This is a genomic window from Lysobacter gummosus (assembly GCF_001442805.1).
Classification (GTDB): domain Bacteria; phylum Pseudomonadota; class Gammaproteobacteria; order Xanthomonadales; family Xanthomonadaceae; genus Lysobacter; species Lysobacter gummosus.
In genome coordinates, this window is the sequence record NZ_CP011131.1 from 1,103,170 (window position 1) to 1,125,583 (window position 22,414).

Sequence of the window (22,414 nt, forward strand, 5' to 3'; positions counted from 1 at the left end):
GGGGGGGGCGGGCACCGGCCTCGGTCGGCGGACGGCAGGATTTCGCTGAGGAACAGACCGTCGCCATTGTGGCGTCGGGTGCCCACGAGGTAGCGGCAGGTCGGGTCGAGCGCGGTGGTACTGCCGCGTAACTTTTCCTCGCTGGTTGCGCCGACGAAGGGGGATGAAACGCGCCGACTACCGCGGGCGCCGCTCCGGCGCGATGAACCCATCCGGCGGCCGATGCCGCGTCCGCGTCCGCGTCCGTGTTTCAACCCACGCTATGCACTTCCTCGGCGATGCGCCGCACTTCCTCCGGGTAGTGGCTGACGTAGATCATCGGCAACCCGGTTTCGTCGCGCACGCGTTGCAGATAGGGCAGCAGTTCGTCGCGGCGGTTCATGTCCAGCATCGACAGCGGTTCGTCCAGCAGCACGATGCGCGGCTGCGACAGCAGGGCGCGGCCCAGCGCGACGCGCTGCATTTCGCCGCCCGACAGGCCGGCGGTGCCGCGCGCCAGCAACGGCCCGATGCCGAGCAGCTCGACGATGGCGTCGAGCTGGAAGCGGGTTTCGCGCGCGGCCTCGCCGCGCAGGCCGTAGAGCAGGTTGCCGCGCACGTCCAGGTGCGGGAACAGTCGCGCATCCTGGAACACGTAGCCGATCCGGCGCCGATGCGCCGGCAGGTCGATGCGCGCGGCGCTGTCGAACAGACGCCGCCCGGCGATCTCGATGTGCCCGCGGCTGGGCCGCAGCAAGCCGGCGATGGCATGCAGCAGCGAAGTCTTGCCGGCGCCGGAATCGCCGACCACCGCGATCACGCGCTGCTCGCTGCGGATCGCGAAGCTGCGGCGGAAGTCGCCGCGGCGCAGTTCGATGTCGATGTCGAAGCTGGGCGCGCGCGCGGCCGCGGCATCGTTCGCGGGCAGGCTCATCGCTGCGCTCCGGCGCGCTGGCGCTGCACCAGCCATTCGGACACGAACACCGCGGCGAAGGAAATCGCGACCGCGACCAGGGCCAGGCGCAGCACGCCCGATTCGGCGTCCGGCGTCTGCATCAGGCCCCAGATCGCCGACGACAAGGTCTGGGTTTCGCCGGGAATATTCGACACGAAGGTGATGGTCGCGCCGAATTCGCCCAGCGCCTTGGCGAAGCACAGCACCGCGCCGGCCATCAGGCCCGGCCACGACAGCGGCAGGGTCACGCCGAAGAACACCCGCCAGGGATTGGCCCCGAGCGTGGATGCGGCTTGTTCCAGGCGCCGGTCGACGCTTTCGATCGACAGCCGGATCGCGCGCACCATCAGCGGAAATCCCATGATCGCGCTGGCCAGCGCCGCGCCGGTCCAGCGAAAGGCGATGCTGATGTGCAGGTACTCGGCGAGGAAGCGGCCGATCGGCCCTTGCGAGCCGAAACCGATCAACAGCGCATAGCCGGTCACCACCGGCGGCAGCACCAGCGGCAGGTACATCAGCGTGTCGAGCAACAGCTTGCCGGGAAAGCGCACGCGCGCGAGTAGCCAGCCCATCGCCACGCCGAACGGCAGGCTGCACAAGGTCGCCACCGCCGCGACTTTCAGGCTGAGCGCGATCGCGGTGAGTTCGGCGGGACTGAAGTCGGGCATCGACGGCTTAGGCTGCGGTTGCGATCGGGCGCGCTCAGGGCAGCGGCGCGAAGCCGCGGCGGCGGAAGATCGCCGCGGCGTCCTTCGAATGCAGCCACTGCGCGAACGCGGCCGCGCGCGGATGCCGGCTGGCCTTGATCACCGCGACCGGATAGACGATGGCCGGATGGGTGTCGGCGGGGAAGGTCGCGAGCACGCGCACCTTGGGTTCGGCCTGCGCGTCGCTGCCGTAGACCACGCCCAGCGGCGCTTCGCCGCGCGCGACCAGCATCAGGGCGGCGCGCACGTTCTCGGCTTCGGCGACCTTGGGTTGCAGCTGATCCCACACGCCGAGCGAAGTGAACGCCGCGCGCGCGTATTTGCCGGCGGGAACGCTGGCGGTCAGAGCCAGCGCCATGCGGCCTTCGCCGAGCAGCGGCAACAGCTTGACGCCGGGCTTGAGCGCGACCGGGCCGGCCTTGCGGGTCGCCGGTGCGATCAGCACCAGGGTGTTGCCGAGCAGGTTGCGGCGGCTGGCTTCGTCGATGAGCTTGCGCTCCTGCAGGTAGTCCATCCAGTCCAGGTCGGCCGAGAGGAACAGATCGGCCGGCGCGCCCTGTTCGATCTGGCGGGCGAGCGCGGAGCTGGCGGCGTAGGACATGCGCACGTCCTGGCCGCTGGCTTTCTGGTAGGCCGCGGCGGCTTCGTCCAGCGACTCCTTGAGGCTGGCGGCGGCGAACACGGTCAGCGGCGCGGCCGAGGCTGGCGTCTGCGCGGAGGCGGTGAGGGCGGTAACGATGAGGCCGAGGGCGCACACAGCGCCCAGGATGCGACGGCGGATCGGATTCATGCGGGGCCCTGATGCGATGGGACTCGGTTAGGTACGGCGAGAGTAGCGCGAAGCGAGGGTGGCGAAGTTGCGGTGGGGTTTGCTGGCGTCGGAACGGAAGGCTTCGGGCCTGAAGGCCCTCCCACAAAAGACTTCGGGCTGGTGCGAGGGTTGGGCGGATGTTCGAGAGCGCAGCGCTCAAATCCCGGATCCCGAACCGAAATCCCGAATCGCAATCTCAAGGCGCATCCGCCACCCGGATCGACTCGACCTGCTTCACCCACCGCGCCGGCCGCGATTCGCCCGGCGCGATCAGCCGCCACGGGCCGCTTCGTGCTTGTGCGGCGCTTCGGCGCGGGCAAGGCCTGCCGGGGCGATGGCGGCCGAGGCGAACGCGATGGCGAGGGCCAGCGAAACCTGCGAACGGATCGTGCAGCGATGGCCCATGGCGGTCCTCCAGAACGGATCGAACGGAAGTTTCAGATTACCCGCGCCGCAAGTCTCGGGTTACGGCGACGCGCCACAGCAGTACGGATCAGGGCGACTCGTTCACCACGGTCGCATTCCACATTGCGTCGTCGCAGCTGAACTTCATGATGGCCGGCGGCGGAAAAACCGTATTCGACTCGAACAACTGGTAGCGCGCGCCATAGGTGTTGAGCGGCTGCGTGGCCGAACCGGTAAGGCCCAGGCGATAAGCCGCCGGATTGGCTTCCTCGAAACTCAAATGGGTCGGAGGAAGCGTGCGGTCTTCGGGCATGTCCATCACCACACGGATCGCGGTGGTCTCCACGGTTTCGTTTCCAAGGCGAATGCGGTACCAGCCGCGCGCGACATAGGTCGAAGACTTTTCCAGCCACGCGTCGTGTACCGAGCATCCGCCGAACACCGGAGGATCGAAGCGCAGCCGCGCCAGCAGTCGCCCTTGCGCCTGGGCGTCGCTGCTGGACAACGTGACTGGACTACTGGACGTGTTCGCGCTTTCCCAGAACCCGTTGTAGGTCACCAACGCAAAAATCAGCAGGGCTACGACGACGGCGGCGAACAGAGATAATCGTTTCATTGCGCTCGATCAGGTTCGGCGGGACGGAACAGGCGCTTCGCCCGCGGATCAGCGCCCCGGCGCCAGCGCCGCGTTGAGCACTTCGGCCAGATGTTCGCCGCCCAGGCGCAACTGGGTTTCGGCGAGCGGGCGCCAGGTGGCGACGTACCCCGGCTCCAGCTTGTGCGTCGGCGGATAGAAACCCGGCTGCAGCATCAGTTTGCACGAGTCCTCGGCCCAGCCGGCGGCGTCGGCGGGCAGGCCGGCGCCGGTCACGGTCGGCACGGCGATCTTGCGCAGCTCGGCCAGATAGGCCGCGTCGTTGCGCTTGCGGGTATTGAGCAGGCTGCTGTCCCACAGCGAGTGCAGGTTGCCGCCGTAGCCGCCGGGCCGCTCGGGTTCGCCCGGAATGGCCAGCTGGAAGTCGTTGCCGCCCTTGTCGCGGGCGTAGCCGGCGTGCAGCGGCTGGTGCACGTCGCCGACGAGGTGGACGACGAACTTCAGCGCCTGCAGGCGGTCGGCCTGCGACTTGCTGCGGTCGGCCAGGATCGCGGTCTGGGCGGCGATGGCGGCGACCGCGCAGTTGCCGTTGGGGCAATCGCGCGCGGCGTCGTAATGGCATTCGTCTTCGGCCAGATTCACGTAATGCCATTTGCTGCTGCGCTTGCCGAGGTCGGGGTCGTGAGCGCGCAGTTCGTCGGCCCAGTTGGCGATGCCGGGCAGGGTCGGGTCGGGTTCGCCGGCCAGGAGCTTGCCGGCCTCGGCGCGGGCGGCCGGGGTCATGCCTTCCCAGGCCAGTTCGGCGACCAGGCGATGGCCTTGCGGGCCCCAGGCCAGGGCGTTGAGCGGCAGCGCCAGCAGCAAGGCAGCGAGGGCGCGCAGCGGATTACGGACGGGCAGTCGGGTGTTTTTCATGCCGGCCACTGTACTGCACGCGCCGCGCGCGGCCGCTGTCCGAAACGGGCGATGCGGCCGTCGGACGCGGCTGCGCGGATCGAGGGCGGCGGCCGTGCCGGCCCCCGACGATTACGCGGCCAGCGGCGGCGCATCGCGACAGCTCACGCGGCCGCGACCGCTGGTTTGCGCCGCTCAGAATTTGATGACGTAGGCCAGCCCGTAGACCAGCGGGTCGATCTCGGCCTTGCCGATCTTCTCGCCGTTGAGCTCGACGTCGGAGTTGATGTCGATCCAGCGCGCATCCACCCGGATCGCGCCGCGTTCGCCGACGCCGAAATCCACGCCCACATGCGCGGCCACGCCGACCGAATCCTCCAGCTTGAGCTTGGAACCGCGCAACGGGCCGGTGGTCTTCTCGCTCATGAAGGTGGTGTAGTTGACGCCCACGCCGACGAAGGGCGAGACCGCGCCGTCGCTGTTCCAGTGGTACTGCAGCGAGAAGGTCGGCGGCAGGTGCTTGGTCGTGGCGACCTTGCCCAGCCCCTTGATCTCGATGTCATGCTTGAACGGCGTCGCCGCCAGCACTTCGATACCGAGGTTTTCGCGGACGAAATACTCGAACGTGATGGTCGGCTGGACGTTGTCGCCGATTTCCAGCTGGGCCGCGCCGCCGAGCAGCGAGCCGTTGTTGGACTTGGGCTGGACCTGATGCGCGCCGATGCCGATGGTGAAGCTGCGGGCCTCCTGGGCCAGCACGGGTTGGGCCGCGCAGGCCAGGGCCGCGGCGAGAACGCCGCCGATCAGACGATGGTTCATTCCTTGAGTCCCCTGTGGTCGGTGATTGCCCGAAGGCGGAACTGGCTGAACAGGCGAGCGGCCTGTGCCGCACTCTAAATACGGCCAAGAACGGTAAACCTTGATTTCCATCGCAATCCGGGCTGGGACGATTGCAGTTCTGCGAACTGCAGCCGGGTAACGCGGCGGGACTGCGACACCGGCCACGCCTTGCTAGAATGGCGGTTTCCCCACTTCGAACCGCCCAGCGGCCGCAGGAGTTACCTCAATGACGATCAAGGTAGGCATCAACGGCTTCGGCCGCATCGGACGCAACGTCCTGCGCGCAGCCGTGCAGAACTTCGGCGACGACATCGAAATCGTGGCCATCAACGATCTGCTCGAGCCCGACTACCTGGCTTACATGCTGCAGTACGACTCGGTCCACGGCCGTTTCAAGGGCGAGGTCAAGGTCGAGGGCAACACCCTGATCGTCAACGGCAAGAAGATCCGCCTGACCCAGGAACGCGATCCGGCCAATCTCAAGTGGGACGAAGTCGGCGCCGAGGTGGTCATCGAATCCACCGGCCTGTTCCTCGACAAGGCCACCGCGCAGAAGCATCTCGACGCGGGCGCGAAGAAGGTCGTGCTGTCGGCGCCGTCGAAGGACGACACGCCGATGTTCGTGTTCGGCGTCAACGACAAGACCTACAAGGGCGAGGCGATCGTGTCGAACGCTTCGTGCACCACCAACTGCCTGGCGCCGCTGGCCAAGGTCATCAACGACAAGTGGGGCATCAAGCGCGGCCTGATGACCACCGTGCACGCGGCCACCGCGACGCAGAAGACCGTCGATGGCCCGAGCAACAAGGACTGGCGCGGCGGCCGCGGCATCCTGGAGAACATCATCCCGTCCAGCACCGGCGCGGCCAAGGCGGTCGGCGTGGTGATCCCGGAGCTCAACAAGAAGCTCACCGGCATGTCGTTCCGCGTGCCGACCTCGGACGTGTCGGTGGTCGATCTGACCGTCGAGCTCAACAAGGAAGCCACCTACGCGGAAATCTGCGCGGAAATGAAGGCGCAGAGCGAAGGCGCGCTGAAGGGCGTGCTGGGCTACACCGAAGACAAGGTCGTGGCGACCGACTTCCGCGGCGACGCGCGCACCTCGATCTTCGACGCCGAAGCCGGCATCGCCCTGGACGGCACCTTCGTCAAGCTGGTGAGCTGGTACGACAACGAGTGGGGCTACTCGAACAAGTGCCTGGAAATGGTCAAGGTGGTCGCGGGCAAGTAAGCCGCGAACCCTCGCCGCGCGTGTCGCCGCATCGGCGGCCCGCGCGAACGATCGAACAGCCCCGCCTCGGCGGGGCTGTTTGGTTTTGGCGGCCGGCGACGCCGCTTGTCTTGCATCACACAGAAGACATGTGATGCGAACGATGCAAACGCAATCCGAACGCATCGTCGGAGCTGTGATTGCGGTCGCATCCGCGTCGCTGTTCGCGCGCCGGCTTGCCGCTAGTATCTGATCCAGTTGTCCGTCGCGATGCGGCGGACGACGATCCTCCGCGACGACGCGATCGTCGCAGAGCCTGTGCGCGTTGTTGCATGACGCGCAGTGGCGACCGCAGGACGCGGAAGGTTCCAATCCACCGAACCACAACCAAGGAAGGACGCCATGGACGCGCAAACGCGTTCGCTTACCGATCCCCGGTTCGCGCAATTCAAGCAGACCGTCGATGACGGCATCGCCGAGCGCGGCCTGTCGGCCATCGTCGATATGCAACCGCAAGTGGAAACCCTGCTGCGCTCCGGCGCGATCGCCGCGCGGCTGGGCGCGGAGTTGCGCGACGTGCTCGCCGACGGCGAGCGCGCCTTGTGGTGGGAGCACTGGAATCGCGGCAGCCTGTGGAGCCGTCACGGCCTGTTGCTGCTGGCCGGGCCGGGCTGGTCGCTGCATTTGTCGCGGTATTTCAGCTCCTCCAGCGGCATCTTCACGCTCTCGCAATACGCCTGCATCGGCGTCGCCGCCGGAGCGATGACGCTGAGCACCTACGCCACCGGCGAGAGTTTTCGCAACGCGTATTTCGAACGCGAGCAAAGCGTGCGGCTCAATCGCCAGATCGAACTCGACGCCGGCCAGGCCGCGGCGATGAGCGCGGGCGACGCGGCGTTCAAGGTCGATGTGCAGCGGCCGACCATCGTCGCCCTGCTGCTGTCGGAGAGCGCCGCGGACCTGCAGTGGCGCTTCGATCCGGACACCTTGCGCGCCGACAGCTGCATCTCCGCTCGGCTCAGCGATTCGGAACTGATCTGCATCGGCCGCACCATGGCCGCCATCGGCGCGCAGCAGGCGCGGGAGGTGTTGCTGGAATTGAGCCGGCATCCGCGACATTTCGTGCGCTGGTCGGCGATCCAGCATCTGGCCAAGGTCGATCGCCGGATCGCCCTGGACCGCCTGCACGAAGCGCTCGACGACGAGCACGACGATATCCGCGCGGCGGCGACGCGTTCGCTCGCCGCCCTGCAACCCGCCCTTTGAGGCGCGAGGAACCGACATGGCCTATACCTTGAATGCGACCGCGACCTCGACGGCCAGCGAAGACGATTTGTTCGACTACATCTTCAGCCGCGTGGACAGCATGGACCCGGACAGCATCGCCGACGCCGCGCCGGTGCTGGCCGCCTACGCCAGCGACAGCGGACTGGTGGCGCGCACCATGGCCCAGTCGATGCGCTCGATCCTCGACGGCCAGCCGCCGCCGTTCGTGGCGCCGCAGTGCTATGTGATCGCGCGGCGCAGGCACATCATGATCCGCGCCAACGTCTGGACGCCGCTCAAGCAGACCGGCGCGCTGCGCAAGAACGAAGAGCGGGTGTATTCCTACGACACCGCCCACGACCACAACTTCAATTTCCTCACCATCGGCTATTTCGGCGCGGGTTATCGCACCCACATCGTGCAGATCGACCCGTCGCAGTTGAACGGCGAAATCGGCGACAGCGCGCCGATCCTGGATTCGGAAGTCACCAGCCTGCCCAAGGGCAAGATCATGCTCTATCAGGCCCATCGCGACGTGCACCGGCAGGCGCCGCCGGACGAGTTGTCGATCTCGTTGAACGTGTTGTTCAACAACCAGAGCCAGATTTCCAAGTGCCAGTACAACTTCGTCATCGAGGAAGAACGCGCGCGGATTCTCAGCTACACCTCGGCCAGCATTCACAGCCGGCTGTCGATGCTGGCGGAGATGGCGGTGATGGTCGGCGGCGATGAACTCATGGGCCTGTTCAACGACATCGTCGATGCGCCGCTGTTGCCGCCGCGCATGCGCCTGATGTGCCTGGAAGGCCTGCGCGAGGATCAGGCCGCCTATCGCGGCGCGATGGAGCGGCTGTACGCGGACGAATCGGACATGGTGCGCCTGCATGCGCGCAGCGCCCTGAGCCAACTGCAATAACGGCCCGCGGCGGCGCCGGCACGCCGCGGGGCCTCATCGGGCCGGCATACAAGGAGCAGTCTATGGAAGGTAATCTGCACGTCGAAGATCTGGCTTATGAAGTCGCCCCTTTCAGCGTCTCCAGCGCTGACGTCGGCGCCATCGTGCGCTCGGTGGAAAGCTCCGGCGATCCCGAGCTGTGGGTCGCGCTGGGCTGATACGCGTTGCGCTGAGGGATGAATGCAATGCCGCCCCTTCCGGATGCGTCCGGAAGGGGCGTTTGCGCGGCGCGGCGCCGTCGCGGGCGTGCGCGCCGCGACGGCGGATCGCTTAACTCACTTCGGCCGTGCTCTGCTCGCGCAGGCCCTGCGCGGCCTGCACCATCGCCTGCAACGCCGCCCGCACTTCCGGCCAGCCGCGCGTCTTCAGGCCGCAATCGGGATTGACCCACAACTGCGCCGGCCCCAGCACGTCCAGGGCCTTGTCGAGCAGTTCGCTCATCTCGGCCTGGCTGGGCACGCGCGGGGAGTGGATGTCGTACACGCCCGGGCCGATGCCGTTGGGATAGCGATAGCGCGCGAACGCGTCCAGCAGTTCCATGCGCGAACGCGAGGTCTCGATCGAAATCACGTCGGCGTCGAGCGCGGCGACCGCGTCGATGATGTCGTTGAACTCGGCGTAGCACATGTGGGTGTGGATCTGGGTGGCGTCGCCCACGCCGCTGGCGGCCAGACGGAAGGATTCGCCGGCCCAGGCCAGATACGCCGGCCAGTCGGCGCGACGCAGCGGCAGGCCTTCGCGCAGCGCCGGTTCGTCGATCTGGATTACCGCGATGCCGGCCGATTCCAGATCCAGCACTTCCTCGCGCAGGGCCAGGGCGATCTGCCGGCAACTGTCGGCGCGCGGCTGATCGTCGCGCACGAACGACCACTGCAGGATCGTCACCGGCCCGGTCAGCATGCCCTTGACCGGGCGATCGGTCTGCGACTGCGCGTAGCGGGTCCAGTCCACGGTCATCGCCCGCGGCCGCGATACGTCGCCGAACAGCACCGGCGGCTTCACGCAGCGCGAGCCGTAGCTTTGCACCCAGCCGTGCGCGGTGAAGGCGAAGCCGTCGAGCTGCTCGCCGAAGTATTCGACCATGTCGTTGCGTTCGAACTCGCCGTGCACCAGCACGTCGATGCCGAGCGCTTCCTGCTCGCGCAGGCATTGCACGGTCTCGTTTTCGAGGAAGCGCTGGTAAGCGGCGTCGTCGATCTTGCCGGCCTTGTGTTCGGCACGGGCGCGGCGCACTTGCGCGGTCTGCGGGAACGAGCCGATGGTGGTGGTCGGGAACAGCGGCAGATTCAGCCGGTCCTGCTGCAGCTTGGCGCGCTTGGGATAGGGCGAGACGCGATTGGCCATGGCCGGTTCGACCGCGGCCAGGCGCTTGCGCACGCCGGCGTTGCGCAGCAGCGGCGAAGCCAGGCGCGCGGCGCGCGCGCTCGCGGCCGCGGCCAGGTCGCGTTCGGCGTCGGCGTTGCCGGCCAGGGCGTCGGCGAGCAGGCGCAGTTCTTCGATCTTCTGCCTGGCGTAGGCCATCCAATGCTTGAGCGGCGTCGGCAGCTTCTTTTCCAGGTCCAGATCGGCCGGCACGTGCAGCAGCGAACACGACGGCGCCAGCCATTTCGCCCGCGCGCCGGCGCGGCGGGCCAGGCTCAGCGCGGCGTCGAGATCGGCTCGCCAGATGTTGCGGCCGTCCACCACGCCCAGGCTCAGCGCGCGATCTTCCGGCAACAGCGGCAGCACGCTTTCCAGTTGCTGCGGCGCGCGCACCAGATCCAGGTGCAGGCCTTCCACCGGCAACTGCGCGGCCAGCGCGGCGTTGTCGCCGAGCGCGCCGAAGTAGGTGGTCAAAAGGCGCTGCGGTGCATCGACTTCGGCCAGCGCGGCGTAGGCGCGGCGGTAGGCGGCGCGGTCGGCGTCGTCCAGGTCCAGCACCAGCGCCGGTTCGTCGATCTGCACCCACTGCGCGCCGGCGGCCTTGAGCTTGGACAGCAACTCGGCGTAGGCGGGCAACAGGTTGTCGAGCAGTTCGCGCGGATCGCCGCCATCGATGCGCTTGCCCAGCTTGAGCAGCGACACCGGGCCCAGCAGCACGGGACGCGCCTCAAGGCCCAGGGCCTGCGCCTGCGCCAGTTCGGCCAGCGGCTTGTCGCCGCGCAGGGCGAAGCGCTGGTTGGCCTCGAACTGCGGCACCAGGTAGTGGTAGTTGGTGTCGAACCACTTGGTCATTTCCAGCGCGCGCAGATCGCGGCGACCGTCCTGCAGGCCGCGGGCGAGGGCGAAGTAACCGGTCAGCGGGTCTTCGTCGAACGCGGCGCGGTGCGAGGCGGGAATCGCGTCGAACAGCACGGTGGTGTCGAGCACGTGGTCGTAGAGCGAGAAGTCGTTGACCGGCACGATGTCGGCGCCGGCCTCGCGCGCGAGCCGCCAATGGCGTTCGCGCAGGGCGGCGGCGGTGGCGTGCAGCGATTGCGCGTCGCTGTCGCCTTTCCAGAACGATTCCAAAGCTTGTTTCAGCTCGCGCCGCGCGCCGATGCGCGGGAAGCCGAGAGGGGTGACGCTGATCATGATGAGTACCTGCGATGCGTGGGCATGACGCAGGGCAACGAAGGAAACCACGGCCACGCCGGCCCGCACGCGTAAGCGCCGGACTCCATCGCGAACCTTGGCTTCGACCTTCGCCCCCGCGGGCGAACCGATCCGCGCCGCGCGGACGGCGTGCGGGCACGCCGTCCGGCGCCACGCGGGCCGGAGTCGGACGGAAGGCGAACCTTCCGGTCGCGGCAGGTCTTCGGGCTCGGGACTTGGAGCGGGAAGTAGAGTTCAGAGGAGTGAGAAACGAGTCGAAGCCGATGCTTTTACTCGTTTCTCACTCCTCTGAACTCTACCCCTCGCTTTTTCCTACTGAGGCCGCTTCCCGGGCATATCGCCCAGTGCCATGGCCCGTTCGTTTCCCATACCGCTGCGGGGCAGCTCCGGATTCGAACCGGATTCCCTCTGGCCGTCGCCGGCGCGAGGCCGTCGATGGCGTGTCCCATCGCTCTATCTTTATGAAGCGATGTTCACCGTAACGGCGCCAAGGTACGCAGGGGGCGGGGCGAAGTCAATCGGCGACTCCCGGCAGGCCGAAGCACGAAGTCTTTTGTAGGAGGGGCTTCAGCCCCGATGCTTTTGGCTCAGATCGCGGTGAACGGATCGAAAAGCATCGGGGCTGAAGCCCCTCCTGCAAAAAACCCGGCGGCACCGGTTGTTTGCGGTTTATGGCCCCTGCGCGGCGGCACGCGCCCGGCGCGGTTTCCGGCGGCTGGCGTTCATCCGCCGCCGACGAAGATGACCTCACCCTGATAGCCGTGACGCCGCGCCTCACGCCGCCGTTGAGCTTGGCGAAGGCTGGGGCTAACGTTTGCACAGGCGCTACGCGCACGGCGCGGACCAGGACGGTCCCGCGCGATCCCGAATCCGGTGGGTGGAACATGTTTTTCGAAAGGACCCCGTTACTGGCTGGCCTGCTCGCATCGTTGCTGTGCGCGCTGGTCCTGACGGCGTGCGCGAAGGATCCGCCGGCGCCGGCGCAGGACGAGTCGGTCACCCTGGGCAGCCAGAACGAGATGCCCAAGGTCGCGCCGGTGCCGCCGAGCGAAGAGGACATCCTCAAGGGCACCTATTGGCCGCCGGCCAAACTCGACGGCGGCGTCGCCCGGATCAGCTGCGAATACGACTACCCGCAATTCGGCGAAGGCCAGCGGCTGACCTCGCTGGAGTTCTTCAGCCTGGTCGATGCGCTGTCGCCGTGCCAGGCGCGCGGGGTGGTGCGGCTGCGTTATCAGGGCAAGATCGGCGCCGGCTTCACCGCGCTGGTGCAGCGGGTCTCGGCGATGGCCACGCGCATGGAAATCCAGACCCGCATCCTGGATATCGACTCCAGCGGCGGTCACGTCGAAGAAGCGATCCGCGCTGGCGATTCGATCGCCGAATCGGGCTGGGCGATCTGGGTGCGCGAGGACTCGGTCTGCCACAGCGCCTGCGTGCTGGTGCTGGCCGCGGGCGATACGCGCTCGGTCGAGGGCAAGGTCGGCATCCACCGGCTGATGCGCGACCGCTCCACCGCGACCTCGCGCGCCGAGCTCAGCCGCGAACTGCGCGCGATCAATCAGCAGGTGCGCGACTACCTGGAGCGCAACGGCGTGGCCACCGCGGTGTCGGACCTGATGATGACCATCGCCAACCGCGACCTGCGCATCCTGACCCCGGACGAACTCAAGCAATACGGCTTGGACGGCACCAACGCCGCCCAGGACGATCTGGACCGCATCCGCCTGACCCGCAAGTGCGGCGAGGACTTCGTCCGCCGCCGCGACGCCTTCCGCCGCGCCTTCGACGCGCAATGCATGGCCACCGGCAAGAACTTCGAATCCATGCCTCAGTGCGCCAACGCTCTGCAGGGACAGTTCGGTTTCCCGGACAAGGCCTGCCCGTCCGACAGCCCGGCCGATCTGTACGCGCGCGATCTGCCGGAGTTGTTCCCCACCGAAGAAGCGCAGGCCGCGGACGCCGCGCAGGCCTCCAACGAGGCCTTGTCGAAGAGCGAATCCAAGCGCCTGGCGAAGAAGAAATCCGCGTCCGCGCCGGGGGAATAATCGGCGCAAACCCGGCGAAAACGGCCCGTTCGCCGATCGCCCGACACGGCCGCGCCGCGGCCTTGAGTGCGCCGCGCACTTGCGATCGCCGTCTCAGCACCGGAAAATCCCCGCCTGTATAGCCAGAGCGCCTGTGGGGCTCGAGCCAAAAGCCTCGCAGGAGTTTTACCGATGTCCGCCTCTCCGCTCTCCCGGCTGGCGCCGGCGCGTCTCGCGCTGGCCCTGTTGCCCTTGTGCCTGTTCTCCCTGGCCGCCCACGCCGACGACGCGGCCGACGCCGGCGCCCAGGTCCACGAACTCGACCAGATCCAGGTCCGCGGCGTCGCCGCTCCCAAGTTCGGCGCCCAGCGCAGTTCCAGCGCGACCAAGACCGACACCGCGCTGATCGAAGTGCCGCAAGCCGTCACCGTGCTGCCGCGCGCGCTGATCGACGCGCAGGGCGGGCGTTCGCTCAACGAAATGCTGTCGCTGGTGCCCGGCGTGGGGCTCAACAACGGCGACGGCCAGCGCGATCAGGTCGCGATCCGCGGCTTCAGCGCGCTGGCCGACCAATACCTCGACGGCGTGCGCGACGACGCGATGTACTTCCGCGATCTGGCCAACACCGAGCGCATCGAAGTGCTCAAGGGCACCGCGGCGATGTTGTTCGGCCGCGGTTCTTCCGGCGGCCTGGTCAATCGCGTCAGCAAGCAGCCGCTGGACACCGCGCAGGGCAAGCTGCGTCTGTATGCCGACAGCGAGGGCGGCCGTCGCGGCGAGTTCGACGTCACCGGCCCGCTCGGCATCGGCGCCGGCCGTCTGGTCGGCGCGGTCGAGGATTCGGACACTTTCCGCGACCAGGGCTTCATCGAGCGCTGGCTGATCGCGCCGTCGTATCGCTTCGAACTCGGCGGCGGCCAGTTGCTGCTGCAGGCCAGCGCGCAGCGCGACGAACGCGTTACCGACTTCGGCATTCCCAGCCTGTTCGGTCGCCCGGTGGACGTTCCGATCGATACCTATTACGGCTCGGCCGATGCGCGCCACGACGACTACAGCCGCGCCCGCGTCAATATCTTCAACGCGAGCTACAGCAAGGCGCTGACGCCGCAGCTGGATCTGCGCGTGACCTTGCGCGGCACCGATTACACGCTCGACCGCCGCAACACCCTGATCACCGGCAATCCGTTCCTGCGCAACGGCCGCTGGATGTCGGCGCGACGCCATGCCGGCAATGCCCGCGACCAGCAGGCCTGGTTCGCGCAGACCGATCTGGTCTACGAAGGCGAGCGCCACCGTCTGCTGATCGGCAACGAGCTGAGCTACGAGCGCAAGGATCAGGCCAGTTACGGCGGCATCGCCACGCCGATCGATCTGCTCAACCCCGTGCTCGACCGTCCGACCTTCAATCCGCGCGCCGAAGCCGCCGCGCGCAGCCGCCTGCGCAACGCGGCCTTGTATGTGCAGGACCAGATCAGCTTGAACCCGCAGTGGAAGGCGGTGATCGGCGCGCGCTACGACGACTATCGCCAGCAGACCCGCGACCGCGTCAACGCCGCCGCGCCCGCGCTGGACCGCACCGACCGCGAATGGAGCCCGCGCCTGGGCCTGATCTGGATGCCCACGCCGCAGCAGTCGCTGTACGCGAGTTGGGGCGAATCGTTCCAGCCCTCGGGCGAGAGCCTGCCGCTGAGCACGGTCAACGTCGATCTGAGCCCGGAAACCACCAGCAATCGCGAAGTCGGCTACAAGTTCGCGCGCGCCGACGGCTTGCTGAGTTTCGACGTGGCGGTGTTCGAGACCGAACGCGAACACATCAAAACCACCGACCCGGTCGATCCGCGCAAGCAGATCGGCGTGGGCACGCAGCGCACGCGCGGCGCCGAAGTCGGGTTGTCGGCCTCGTTGCTGGATCAGCGCCTGGATCTGTACGCCGGTTACGCTTATCTGGACGGCGAGATCACAAAATCCAACAACACCGCCAGCGGCGTGTCGTTCCAGGGCCGCACCTCGCCGTTGACGCCGCGTCACAGCGCCTCGGTCTATGCCGAGTACGCCCTGGGCCGCGGTTTCAGCGTCGGCGCCCTGGCCCAGCACGTGGCCATGCAATACGCCGCGCCGACCAATCTCAGCGTGCTGCCGGCGTTCACCCGCTTCGATTTCAATCTGCGTTATCAGACCCCGTCGTGGGATTGGCGCCTGCGTCTGGAGAACGCGTTCGACAAGCGTTACTTCGCCTCCGCGCACGGTTCGGTCGATGGTTTCAACGCGCCGGGCGCGCCGCGCACGGTCAGCCTGACCATGGACTACCGCTTCTGATCGCGAGCGTGACGGAAGAATGCGGGCGCGGTGTGGGCCGCGCCCGCGACGCTTACCAGCCGCGGCGGATCTGAGCGCCGCCGAACATCGCCTGCTGGATGCCGGGTAGCGCTAGGAAATCGTGCGGAAAGCCCAGCGCGATCGCGCTGGCTTCATCCAGGCGTTGCCGCTGCGCGTCGTCGAATTCGACCTCGAGCGCGCCGAGGTTTTCCTGCAACTGCGCCAGCGTGCGCGCGCCGATCACCGGCGCGATCTCGAACGGCTGCTGCAGCAACCACGCCAGGGCGATCTGCGAGGGCGGCCGTTCGAGTTCGGCCGCGACCGTCTTGACCGTATCGGCGATGACCAGCGCGCGCTCGGTCAACGCGCCGTTGCCGATCGCCACCGCGCGCCGGCCCTGCGCCGTGGCTGGGTCGAGATCGGCGCGCGAATACTTGCCGGTGAGCACGCCCGAGGCCAGCGGCGACCAGGCGCTGACGCCCATGCCGAGTTCGCGCGCCATCGGCAGCAATTCGCGCTCGCCTTCGCGCTGGGCCAGGCTGAATTCGATCTGCAGCGCCACCAGCGGCGACCAGCCGCGCACCTCGGCCAGCGTCTGCAAACGCGCGGCTTGCCACGCCGGCAGATCCGACACGCCGGCATACAACACTTTGCCGGCGCGGATCAGGTCGTCGAAACCGCGCATGACTTCATCGCCGGGCGTGGTGTCGTCCCAGGCATGCAGATAGAGCAGGTCGATGTAATCCGTGTCGAGGCGGCGCAGGCTCGCGTCCACCGACTGGCGCAGATTCTTGCGGTGATTGCCGCCGGCGTTGGGATCGCCTGGGTCGGTGCACAGCGAGTATTTGCTCGCGATCACCAATCGATCGCGGCGACCGCGCGCGAACTGGCCGAGCAAGGTTTCCGAACTGCCGCCGGTGTAGAAATTGGCCGTGTCCAGGTAATTGCCGCCGCGCTCGAGGTAGGCGTCGAACACTTGCCGGGCTTCGTCGGCATCGCTGCCCCAGCCCCAGTCCTTGCCGAAGGTCATCGTGCCCAGACACACCGGGCTGACGCGCAGGCCGGAGCGGCCGAGTGTGCGGTAGTGATCGAGTTGCATGATGTGCGTCCTGGGTGAAGTTGCCGCGAGTCTAGGCAGCGCGTTCACCTGGAAATATCCGTAGCTTGCGCTTGCGCGCGCGGGGGCTAAGATCGCCGTGCAACCATTCACGGAGCCCGTGCATGTCCGGCGACGCGCCCAAGAGCTACAGCATCGATCTGTCGAAGCCCGCGGTGTGGAAGCTGATCGCGGTGATCCTGACGGCGACGGCCGCGGTGGTCGCGGTGGCGTTGTGGCTGCCCTCGATCGCCGGCCCGCAGGCGGCGATACCGCAGCCGAGCGTGGCGTGGCGGGCGTGCAGTTTCGGCGTGGTGGTCGTGTTGGCGGCGATCGGTTACGGCGCGACCTCGGGACCGCGACTGCGCGCATGGCGCATTCCGGCGGCGGTGTTGGCGGTGGCGTTGCTGCTGGTGACCTGGCGTACGTTGGGCTTGAGCGTGACGCGGTACAACGCGCATTGGGGGCAGGCCTCGAGCGTGGTCGGCGTGGCGAGCGATTTGCAGCAGCGTCAGCGGCGGGGGCGTGGCGGAGTTGTGACGATTACTTTGCGGTTTACCGTGATGCCTGAGAACGGTCGCGAAACCGCGCCGTTGCGGGTCGAAACCCGTCAGCCGCTGGCCTCGGTGTTGGCCGATCGGCCGCGTGTGCGGATCGATCTGCGCCGCAGTTGGGCCGGTGTTTCCTTCGATGTGCTGCGGCCTTGCGTGCAGGCGGGCAGCGATTGCGATGCGATGGCTGCGGGGCGCTGATGCTCGCTATCTGAGCGGAAAGCATCGGGGCTGAAGCCCCTCCCACAAAAGACTTCGGCGCATTCGCAAGCAACGTTCACGCGAAGCAGCGAGTGCACCGCGCTGTCATGGAAACAGCGAAGGCCGGAAGTCTTTTGTGGGAGGGGCTTCAGCCCCGACACGCAGTTTCGGACTTACAGCGCAAGCTGAAAGTCGAATCGAAACCCACCGGCCCTCATCAACGCGACAGCGGCGGCACCGGCGTCGGCTTGCCGTCGGCGCCAAGCGCGATCATGGTGAACCGCCCACGCGTTGCGAGCTGCGATTGACCGGTAAGCAAGTCTTCCTTGAGCATATCGACCTCAACCTGCATCGAGGTGCGGCCGGTTTCGACCACGCGCGCGATCAGCTCCACCAGCGCGCCCTTGGGCACCGCGGTATGGAAATCGATCTGCTCCGAACGCGCGGTGACCACGACGGTGCGGGCATAGCGCGAGGCGGCGATGAACGCGGCCTTGTCCATCCACGCCAGCGCCTGGCCGCCGAACAGCGTCCCCAGGTGATTGGTGTGGTCGGGAAAGACGATTTCGGTCATGCGGGCTTCGGTCATTGGGGCAGGAATGAGTGGAGAGGAGTGAGAAACGAGTGGGCGAGTGCAAAGTGAGCGAGGGAGGCTTTTACTGACTCCTCACTCCTGTGCACTCGTTCCTGCCTCAAAAGGCTTCGTCGAACGCCACTTCGCCCTGCACGCCGACCTGATACGCCGAGACTCGGCGCTCGAAGAAGTTGGTCACTTCCTGCACGTCCTGCAGGTCCATGAACGCGAACGGGTTGGTCGAGCCGAAATGCTTCGGCATGCCGAGCTGGGCCATGCGCTGGTCGGCGCAGTATTCCAGGTACTGGCGCATGTCCTTGAGCGACAGGCCGACCACGCCGCCGGACAGCACGTCCTGGGCGAACTGGAATTCGCATTCCACCGCGTCCTCGAACATCTTCACCACCTGCGCGCGCAGGTCGGCGTCGAACAGGTCGGGCTCTTCCTCGCGCGCGGTGCGGATGACTTCGAACGCGAACGCCATGTGGCAGCTCTCGTCGCGGAACACCCAGTTGGTGCCCGAGGCCAGACCGTTGAGCAGGCCGCGCGAACGCAGGTAGTACACGTAGGCGAAGGCGGCGAAGAAGAACAGGCCTTCGATGCAGCCGGCGAAGCAGATCAGGTTGAGCAGGAACTGGCGGCGCTGCTCGCGCGTCTCGATGCGGTGCAGGCCCTGGATCGAATCGATCCAGCGGAAACAGAACTCGGCCTTGGCCCGGATCGAGGGAATCTTCTCGACCGCGTCGAAGGCCTTGGCGCGCTCGTTCGGATCGGGCAGGTAGGTGTCGAGCAGGGTCAGGTAGAACTGTACGTGCAGCGCTTCCTCGTACAGCTGCCGCGACAGGTACATGCGCGCTTCGGGCGCGTTGATGTGCTGATACAGGTTCAGCACCAGATTGTTCGACACGATGCTGTCGCCGGTGGCGAAGAACGCGACCAGCCGCTCGACCAGATGCCGTTCGGCCGGGCCGAACTTGTGCTTGAGATCGTTCACGTCCTGCGAGAAATCCACTTCCTCGACGGTCCAGGTGTTGCGGATCGCGTCGCGGTACATCTCGTAGAAATGCGGGTAGCGCATCGGCCGCAGGGTGAGGTCGAAACCGGGATCGAGGAGGAGGCGGGTTGAATCGGTGGACATGGCAATTCCTTGGATGTTGCTTCCCTTCTCCCGCTGGCGGGAGAAGGTGCCCGGAGGGCGGATGAGGGCGCGCGAGGGTCGGCGACGACGCGAGCTAGATGGTGCGTTTGCCCTCACCCCGGCCCTCTCCCGCGCAGCGGGAGAGGGAGCAGAGCGTGTTACTGGCAGGCTTCGCAGGACTCGGGATTTTCCAGCGAGCACGCGATCGCCTCGCTGGCGGTGAACTCCACCGGCACCAACTCAGGCTTCGGCGCGCTGGTCGCCGGCGCGCTCACCGTGGTCTTGGCGATCTTGGTGGCCGGACGCGAGCGCAGGTAATACGTCGTCTTCAAGCCCTTCTTCCACGCGTACATGTACATCGAGCTGAGCTGGCCGATGTTCGGGCTTTCGATGAACAGGTTCAGCGACTGGCTCTGGTCGATGTACGCGCCGCGCTCGGCGGCCATGTCGATCAGCGAACGCATCGGCAGTTCCCACGCGGTGCGGTAGACCTGGCGCAGCGTCTCGGGCACTTCGGTCACCGACTGGATCGAACCTTCGGCCATCTTGATGCGGTCGCGCATCTCGGCGGTCCACATGCCGAGCTTCTTGAGTTCTTCCACGAGGTACTTGTTGACTACCAGGAAGTCGCCCGACAGCGTCTCGCGCTTGAACAGGTTCGACACCTGCGGCTCGATGCACTCGTAGCAGCCGGCGATGGAGGCGATGGTCGCGGTCGGCGCGATCGCGATCAGCAGCGAGTTGCGCAGGCCGTGCTCGGCGATGCGCTTGCGCAGCGCGTCCCAGCGCTCGGGCTGCGACGGGGTCACGCCCCAGGCTTCGAACTGCAGCTCGCCGACCGAAGCGCGGGTGTCGTCGAAGGACGGGTGCTTGCCGTGTTCCATCGCCAGCTCGTTCGACGCCGACAGCGCGTGGAAATAGATGGCCTCGGCGATTTCCTGCGCGAGCTTGCGCGCCGGCTCGGAGTCGAACGGCATGCGCAGCTTGAAGAACACATCCTGCAGGCCCATTGAGCCCAGGCCGACCGGACGCCACTTCAGATTGGCGCGGCGGGCGGTTTCGATCGGATAGAAGTTCAGATCGATCACGCGGTCGAGCTGGCGCACGGCCAGGCGCACGGTCTCGGCGAGCTTGTCGAAATCGAACGCGCCCTTGCCGTCCTCAAACAGCTCCACGTGATGGGAGAGATTGATCGAGCCCAGGTTGCACACCGCGGTCTCGTCCTGCGAGGTGACTTCCAGGATCTCGGTGCACAGGTTCGACAGATGGATGACGTTGCCGTCGCGCAGGGTCTGGTTGGACGCACGGTTGGACTTGTCCTTGAAGTTCATCCAGCCGTTGCCGGTCTGCGCCAGGGTGCGCATCATCCGGCCGTAGATGTCGCGCGCCTTGACCTTTTTCGCGGCCAGGCCGGCGGCTTCGGCGGCGTGGTAGGCGCGGTCGAAGGCTTCGCCCCACAGGTCGGTCAGCTGCGGCACCTTGGACGGATCGAACAGCGACCAGTCGGCGTCGGCCTCGACACGGCGCATGAATTCGTCCGGAATCCAGTTGGCCAGATTGAGGTTGTGCGTGCGGCGCGCTTCGTCGCCGGTGTTGTCGCGCAGTTCCAGGAACTCTTCCACGTCGGCGTGCCACGGCTCCAGGTACACGCAGGCCGCGCCCTTGCGCTTGCCGCCCTGGTTGACCGCCGCGACCGACGCGTCGAGCGTCTTCAGCCACGGCACGATGCCGTTGCTCAGGCCGTTGGTGGAACGGATCAGCGAGCCGCGCGAACGGATGCGTGTGTAGCTCAGGCCGATGCCGCCGCTGAACTTGCTGAGCTTGGCCACGTCCATGTAGCGCTTGTAGATCGCTTCCAGCGAGTCGTCGGGCGAATCGAGCAGGAAGCAGCTCGACAGCTGCTCGTGCGTGGTGCCGGCGTTGAACAGGGTCGGCGAGGACGGGATGTAGTCCAGCTGCGCCATGCGGCGGTACAGCGCCAGCGCGTCGCTGACGTCTTCGCTGAGCGCGCAGGCGATGCGCAGGAAGAATTGCTGCGGGGTCTCGATGACGGTGCGCGCGGTCGGGTGGCGCAGCAGGTAGCGGTCGTACAAGGTGCGCAGGCCGAAGTAATCGAACTTGGCGTCGAGGCTGCGGTCGATCGCGTCGTTGAGCTTGCGCGCGTTGGCCTGGACGAAGGTCACCAGGCGCTCGTTGATCAGGCCCAGCTCATGGCCGCGCTGGATCGACTGCGAGAACGCATGGATTTCGATGCCGGCGACTTCTTTCTCGATCACGCCGGCGAGCAGGCGCGCGGCGAGGCGGCCGTATTCGGGTTCTTCCGCGGTCAGCAGGGCGGCGGTGCGGATCGACAGTTCGTCGAGTTCCTGCGTGGTCGCGCCGTCGTACAGGCCGGAGATGGTGCGGGTGGCCACGCGCATCGGATCGATCGCGTAGAGGTTCTCGCCGCTGCGGGTCACCGCGCGCACGATCTTGTTCAGATCGACCGGTTCGCGGCGACCGTTGCGCTTGGTCACGCTCATGGTCAGGTTGGCCGCGGGCGGGGTCAGGGCGAAGCCGGGCGCGTCTTGCGCGGTACGGGCTGCGGCCGGCTTGGCGGCGGCGTTGGAAGTGGCGGCGGCGTCCGTGGCGGGGGCGAGGGACGGATCGGATGCGAGTGTGGTCATGGCATTACTCCGGGGCGTGGGTGCACGGTGCGGAGAACGCGGACGCGCCGGCGACGACGGACCGCGCGCGCGGTGTCATCGGTGGCGCGGCCGTGCCCCCGCGGGCGCAGAGCTTGGGAGTGTGTCGGCTGGGTGTCGCGCGGCCCGAGACGCGAGGTCCGGGACGGTCCGCTCGGCGCTGCGCGCCGGAACGGACGGGCGCGACGGAGGTCCGTCGTGCCGCGACACCGGCCGTCTTCCCCCGAAGACTCCTGTGGGCCGGTACCGCGCGGTTGTGCGACGCGCGGCTGTCGGCAGGTCTTCGGGCTCGGGACTCGGAGCGAGAAACGGGCAAAGAGAAGTGAGCGCTACGGGGTGACCCGGTTCTCACTTTTCTTCGCCCGCTTCTCGTTCCTCCTACCGGGGTCGCTTCCCAGGCATACCGCCCAGTGCCATGACCCGTTCGTTTCCCATACCGCTGCGGGGCAGCGCCGGCTTCGGACCCCGCCGCGAGTGCTCGCGGTCGCGTCCCTACCGACTTCCCTTTTCAGCCGATCGCAAGATCGGCACCGACGGGCACAACATAGTGTGGTTATGCGATTTCGTCAACGCGATATGTGGTGAATGAATCGTGTATATAGCGAGTGAAGGCGACGCTTCCATACGCCGCGCCTT

The 22,414-nt window shown here is 67.2% G+C and carries 20 protein-coding genes and 2 riboswitches; of the genes, 8 read left to right on the forward strand and 12 right to left on the reverse strand.

Going from position 1 to position 22,414, the window contains the following annotated elements:
- Positions 1-250 precede the first annotated feature (250 nt).
- From LG3211_RS04480 to LG3211_RS04505, 7 genes are all read right to left on the reverse strand, one after another.
- Positions 251-913, reverse strand: a complete 663-nt coding sequence (locus LG3211_RS04480; protein ID WP_057941775.1) for an ATP-binding cassette domain-containing protein — start codon at positions 911-913, stop codon at positions 251-253.
- The gene (gene modB, locus LG3211_RS04485; RefSeq protein ID WP_057941776.1) at positions 910-1,602 is read right to left on the reverse strand and encodes a molybdate ABC transporter permease subunit; all 693 of its coding nucleotides are present in this window, start codon (positions 1,600-1,602) and stop codon (positions 910-912) included. The genes LG3211_RS04480 and modB overlap by 4 nt, the downstream gene beginning before the upstream one ends.
- Positions 1,603-1,636: 34 nt before the next feature.
- Complete coding sequence (gene modA, locus LG3211_RS04490) at positions 1,637-2,431, reverse strand: molybdate ABC transporter substrate-binding protein (protein ID WP_057941777.1); 795 nt, start codon at positions 2,429-2,431, stop codon at positions 1,637-1,639.
- A gap of 291 nt (positions 2,432-2,722) precedes the next feature.
- Positions 2,723-2,857 (reverse strand): hypothetical protein, encoded by a 135-nt coding sequence (locus LG3211_RS27195; RefSeq protein ID WP_257720560.1) that lies wholly within the window; start codon positions 2,855-2,857, stop codon positions 2,723-2,725.
- 88 nt (positions 2,858-2,945) lie between these two features.
- Complete coding sequence (locus tag LG3211_RS04495; protein WP_057941778.1) at positions 2,946-3,473, reverse strand: hypothetical protein; 528 nt, start codon at positions 3,471-3,473, stop codon at positions 2,946-2,948.
- Between the two features lie 48 nt (positions 3,474-3,521).
- The gene (locus LG3211_RS04500; RefSeq protein WP_057945270.1) at positions 3,522-4,367 is read right to left on the reverse strand and encodes a S1/P1 nuclease; all 846 of its coding nucleotides are present in this window, start codon (positions 4,365-4,367) and stop codon (positions 3,522-3,524) included.
- A gap of 174 nt (positions 4,368-4,541) precedes the next feature.
- Positions 4,542-5,165: an OmpW/AlkL family protein gene (locus LG3211_RS04505; RefSeq protein WP_057941779.1), complete on the reverse strand. Its 624-nt coding sequence runs from the start codon at positions 5,163-5,165 to the stop codon at positions 4,542-4,544.
- 247 nt (positions 5,166-5,412) lie between these two features.
- Between LG3211_RS04505 and gap the strand changes: the two genes are divergently transcribed.
- From gap to LG3211_RS27200, 4 genes are all read left to right on the forward strand, one after another.
- Positions 5,413-6,417, forward strand: a complete 1,005-nt coding sequence (gene gap / locus LG3211_RS04510) for a type I glyceraldehyde-3-phosphate dehydrogenase (protein WP_057941780.1) — start codon at positions 5,413-5,415, stop codon at positions 6,415-6,417.
- A gap of 381 nt (positions 6,418-6,798) precedes the next feature.
- Positions 6,799-7,662 carry a HEAT repeat domain-containing protein gene (locus tag LG3211_RS04515; RefSeq protein WP_057941781.1) on the forward strand — a complete coding sequence of 288 codons (864 nt, stop codon included), beginning with the start codon at positions 6,799-6,801 and terminating at the stop codon, positions 7,660-7,662.
- A 16-nt stretch (positions 7,663-7,678) separates the two neighbouring features.
- Positions 7,679-8,578, forward strand: a complete 900-nt coding sequence (locus LG3211_RS04520; RefSeq protein WP_057941782.1) for a hypothetical protein — start codon at positions 7,679-7,681, stop codon at positions 8,576-8,578.
- 62 nt (positions 8,579-8,640) lie between these two features.
- Positions 8,641-8,775: a hypothetical protein gene (locus LG3211_RS27200; RefSeq protein WP_257720561.1), complete on the forward strand. Its 135-nt coding sequence runs from the start codon at positions 8,641-8,643 to the stop codon at positions 8,773-8,775.
- 112 nt (positions 8,776-8,887) lie between these two features.
- On the opposite strand, the gene metE is transcribed toward LG3211_RS27200, so the two are convergent.
- Positions 8,888-11,170 (reverse strand): 5-methyltetrahydropteroyltriglutamate--homocysteine S-methyltransferase, encoded by a 2,283-nt coding sequence (gene metE / locus LG3211_RS04525; RefSeq protein ID WP_057941783.1) that lies wholly within the window; start codon positions 11,168-11,170, stop codon positions 8,888-8,890.
- A 197-nt stretch (positions 11,171-11,367) separates the two neighbouring features.
- Positions 11,368-11,640, reverse strand: a riboswitch (cobalamin riboswitch).
- 127 nt (positions 11,641-11,767) lie between these two features.
- On the opposite strand from metE, the gene LG3211_RS27390 reads away from it, so the two are divergent.
- From LG3211_RS27390 to LG3211_RS04535, 3 genes are all read left to right on the forward strand, one after another.
- Positions 11,768-11,947, forward strand: coding sequence for a DUF6053 domain-containing protein (locus LG3211_RS27390; RefSeq protein WP_222837573.1), 180 nt, complete (start codon positions 11,768-11,770; stop codon positions 11,945-11,947).
- 128 nt (positions 11,948-12,075) lie between these two features.
- On the forward strand, positions 12,076-13,239 hold the full coding sequence (locus tag LG3211_RS04530) for a COG3904 family protein (RefSeq protein WP_083512306.1): 1,164 nt from the start codon (positions 12,076-12,078) through the stop codon (positions 13,237-13,239).
- A gap of 171 nt (positions 13,240-13,410) precedes the next feature.
- On the forward strand, positions 13,411-15,534 hold the full coding sequence (locus LG3211_RS04535; protein ID WP_057941784.1) for a TonB-dependent receptor: 2,124 nt from the start codon (positions 13,411-13,413) through the stop codon (positions 15,532-15,534).
- Positions 15,535-15,586: 52 nt separating this feature from the next.
- On the opposite strand, the gene LG3211_RS04540 is transcribed toward LG3211_RS04535, so the two are convergent.
- Positions 15,587-16,633 (reverse strand): aldo/keto reductase, encoded by a 1,047-nt coding sequence (locus LG3211_RS04540; protein ID WP_057941785.1) that lies wholly within the window; start codon positions 16,631-16,633, stop codon positions 15,587-15,589.
- 122 nt (positions 16,634-16,755) lie between these two features.
- Between LG3211_RS04540 and LG3211_RS04545 the strand changes: the two genes are divergently transcribed.
- Positions 16,756-17,382 (forward strand): hypothetical protein, encoded by a 627-nt coding sequence (locus LG3211_RS04545; RefSeq protein WP_057941786.1) that lies wholly within the window; start codon positions 16,756-16,758, stop codon positions 17,380-17,382.
- A gap of 217 nt (positions 17,383-17,599) precedes the next feature.
- Here the strand turns inward: LG3211_RS04545 and LG3211_RS04550 are convergent, their stop codons facing one another.
- From LG3211_RS04550 to LG3211_RS04560, 3 genes are all read right to left on the reverse strand, one after another.
- Positions 17,600-17,956: an acyl-CoA thioesterase gene (locus LG3211_RS04550; protein ID WP_237049831.1), complete on the reverse strand. Its 357-nt coding sequence runs from the start codon at positions 17,954-17,956 to the stop codon at positions 17,600-17,602.
- Positions 17,957-18,074: 118 nt separating this feature from the next.
- The gene (locus LG3211_RS04555; RefSeq protein WP_057941788.1) at positions 18,075-19,094 is read right to left on the reverse strand and encodes a ribonucleotide-diphosphate reductase subunit beta; all 1,020 of its coding nucleotides are present in this window, start codon (positions 19,092-19,094) and stop codon (positions 18,075-18,077) included.
- Between the two features lie 158 nt (positions 19,095-19,252).
- Entirely contained in the window at positions 19,253-21,616 is a 2,364-nt protein-coding gene (locus LG3211_RS04560; protein WP_222837624.1) for a ribonucleoside-diphosphate reductase subunit alpha, read from the reverse strand.
- Positions 21,617-22,035: 419 nt separating this feature from the next.
- Positions 22,036-22,328: riboswitch (cobalamin riboswitch) on the reverse strand.
- Positions 22,329-22,414: the final 86 nt, after the last annotated feature.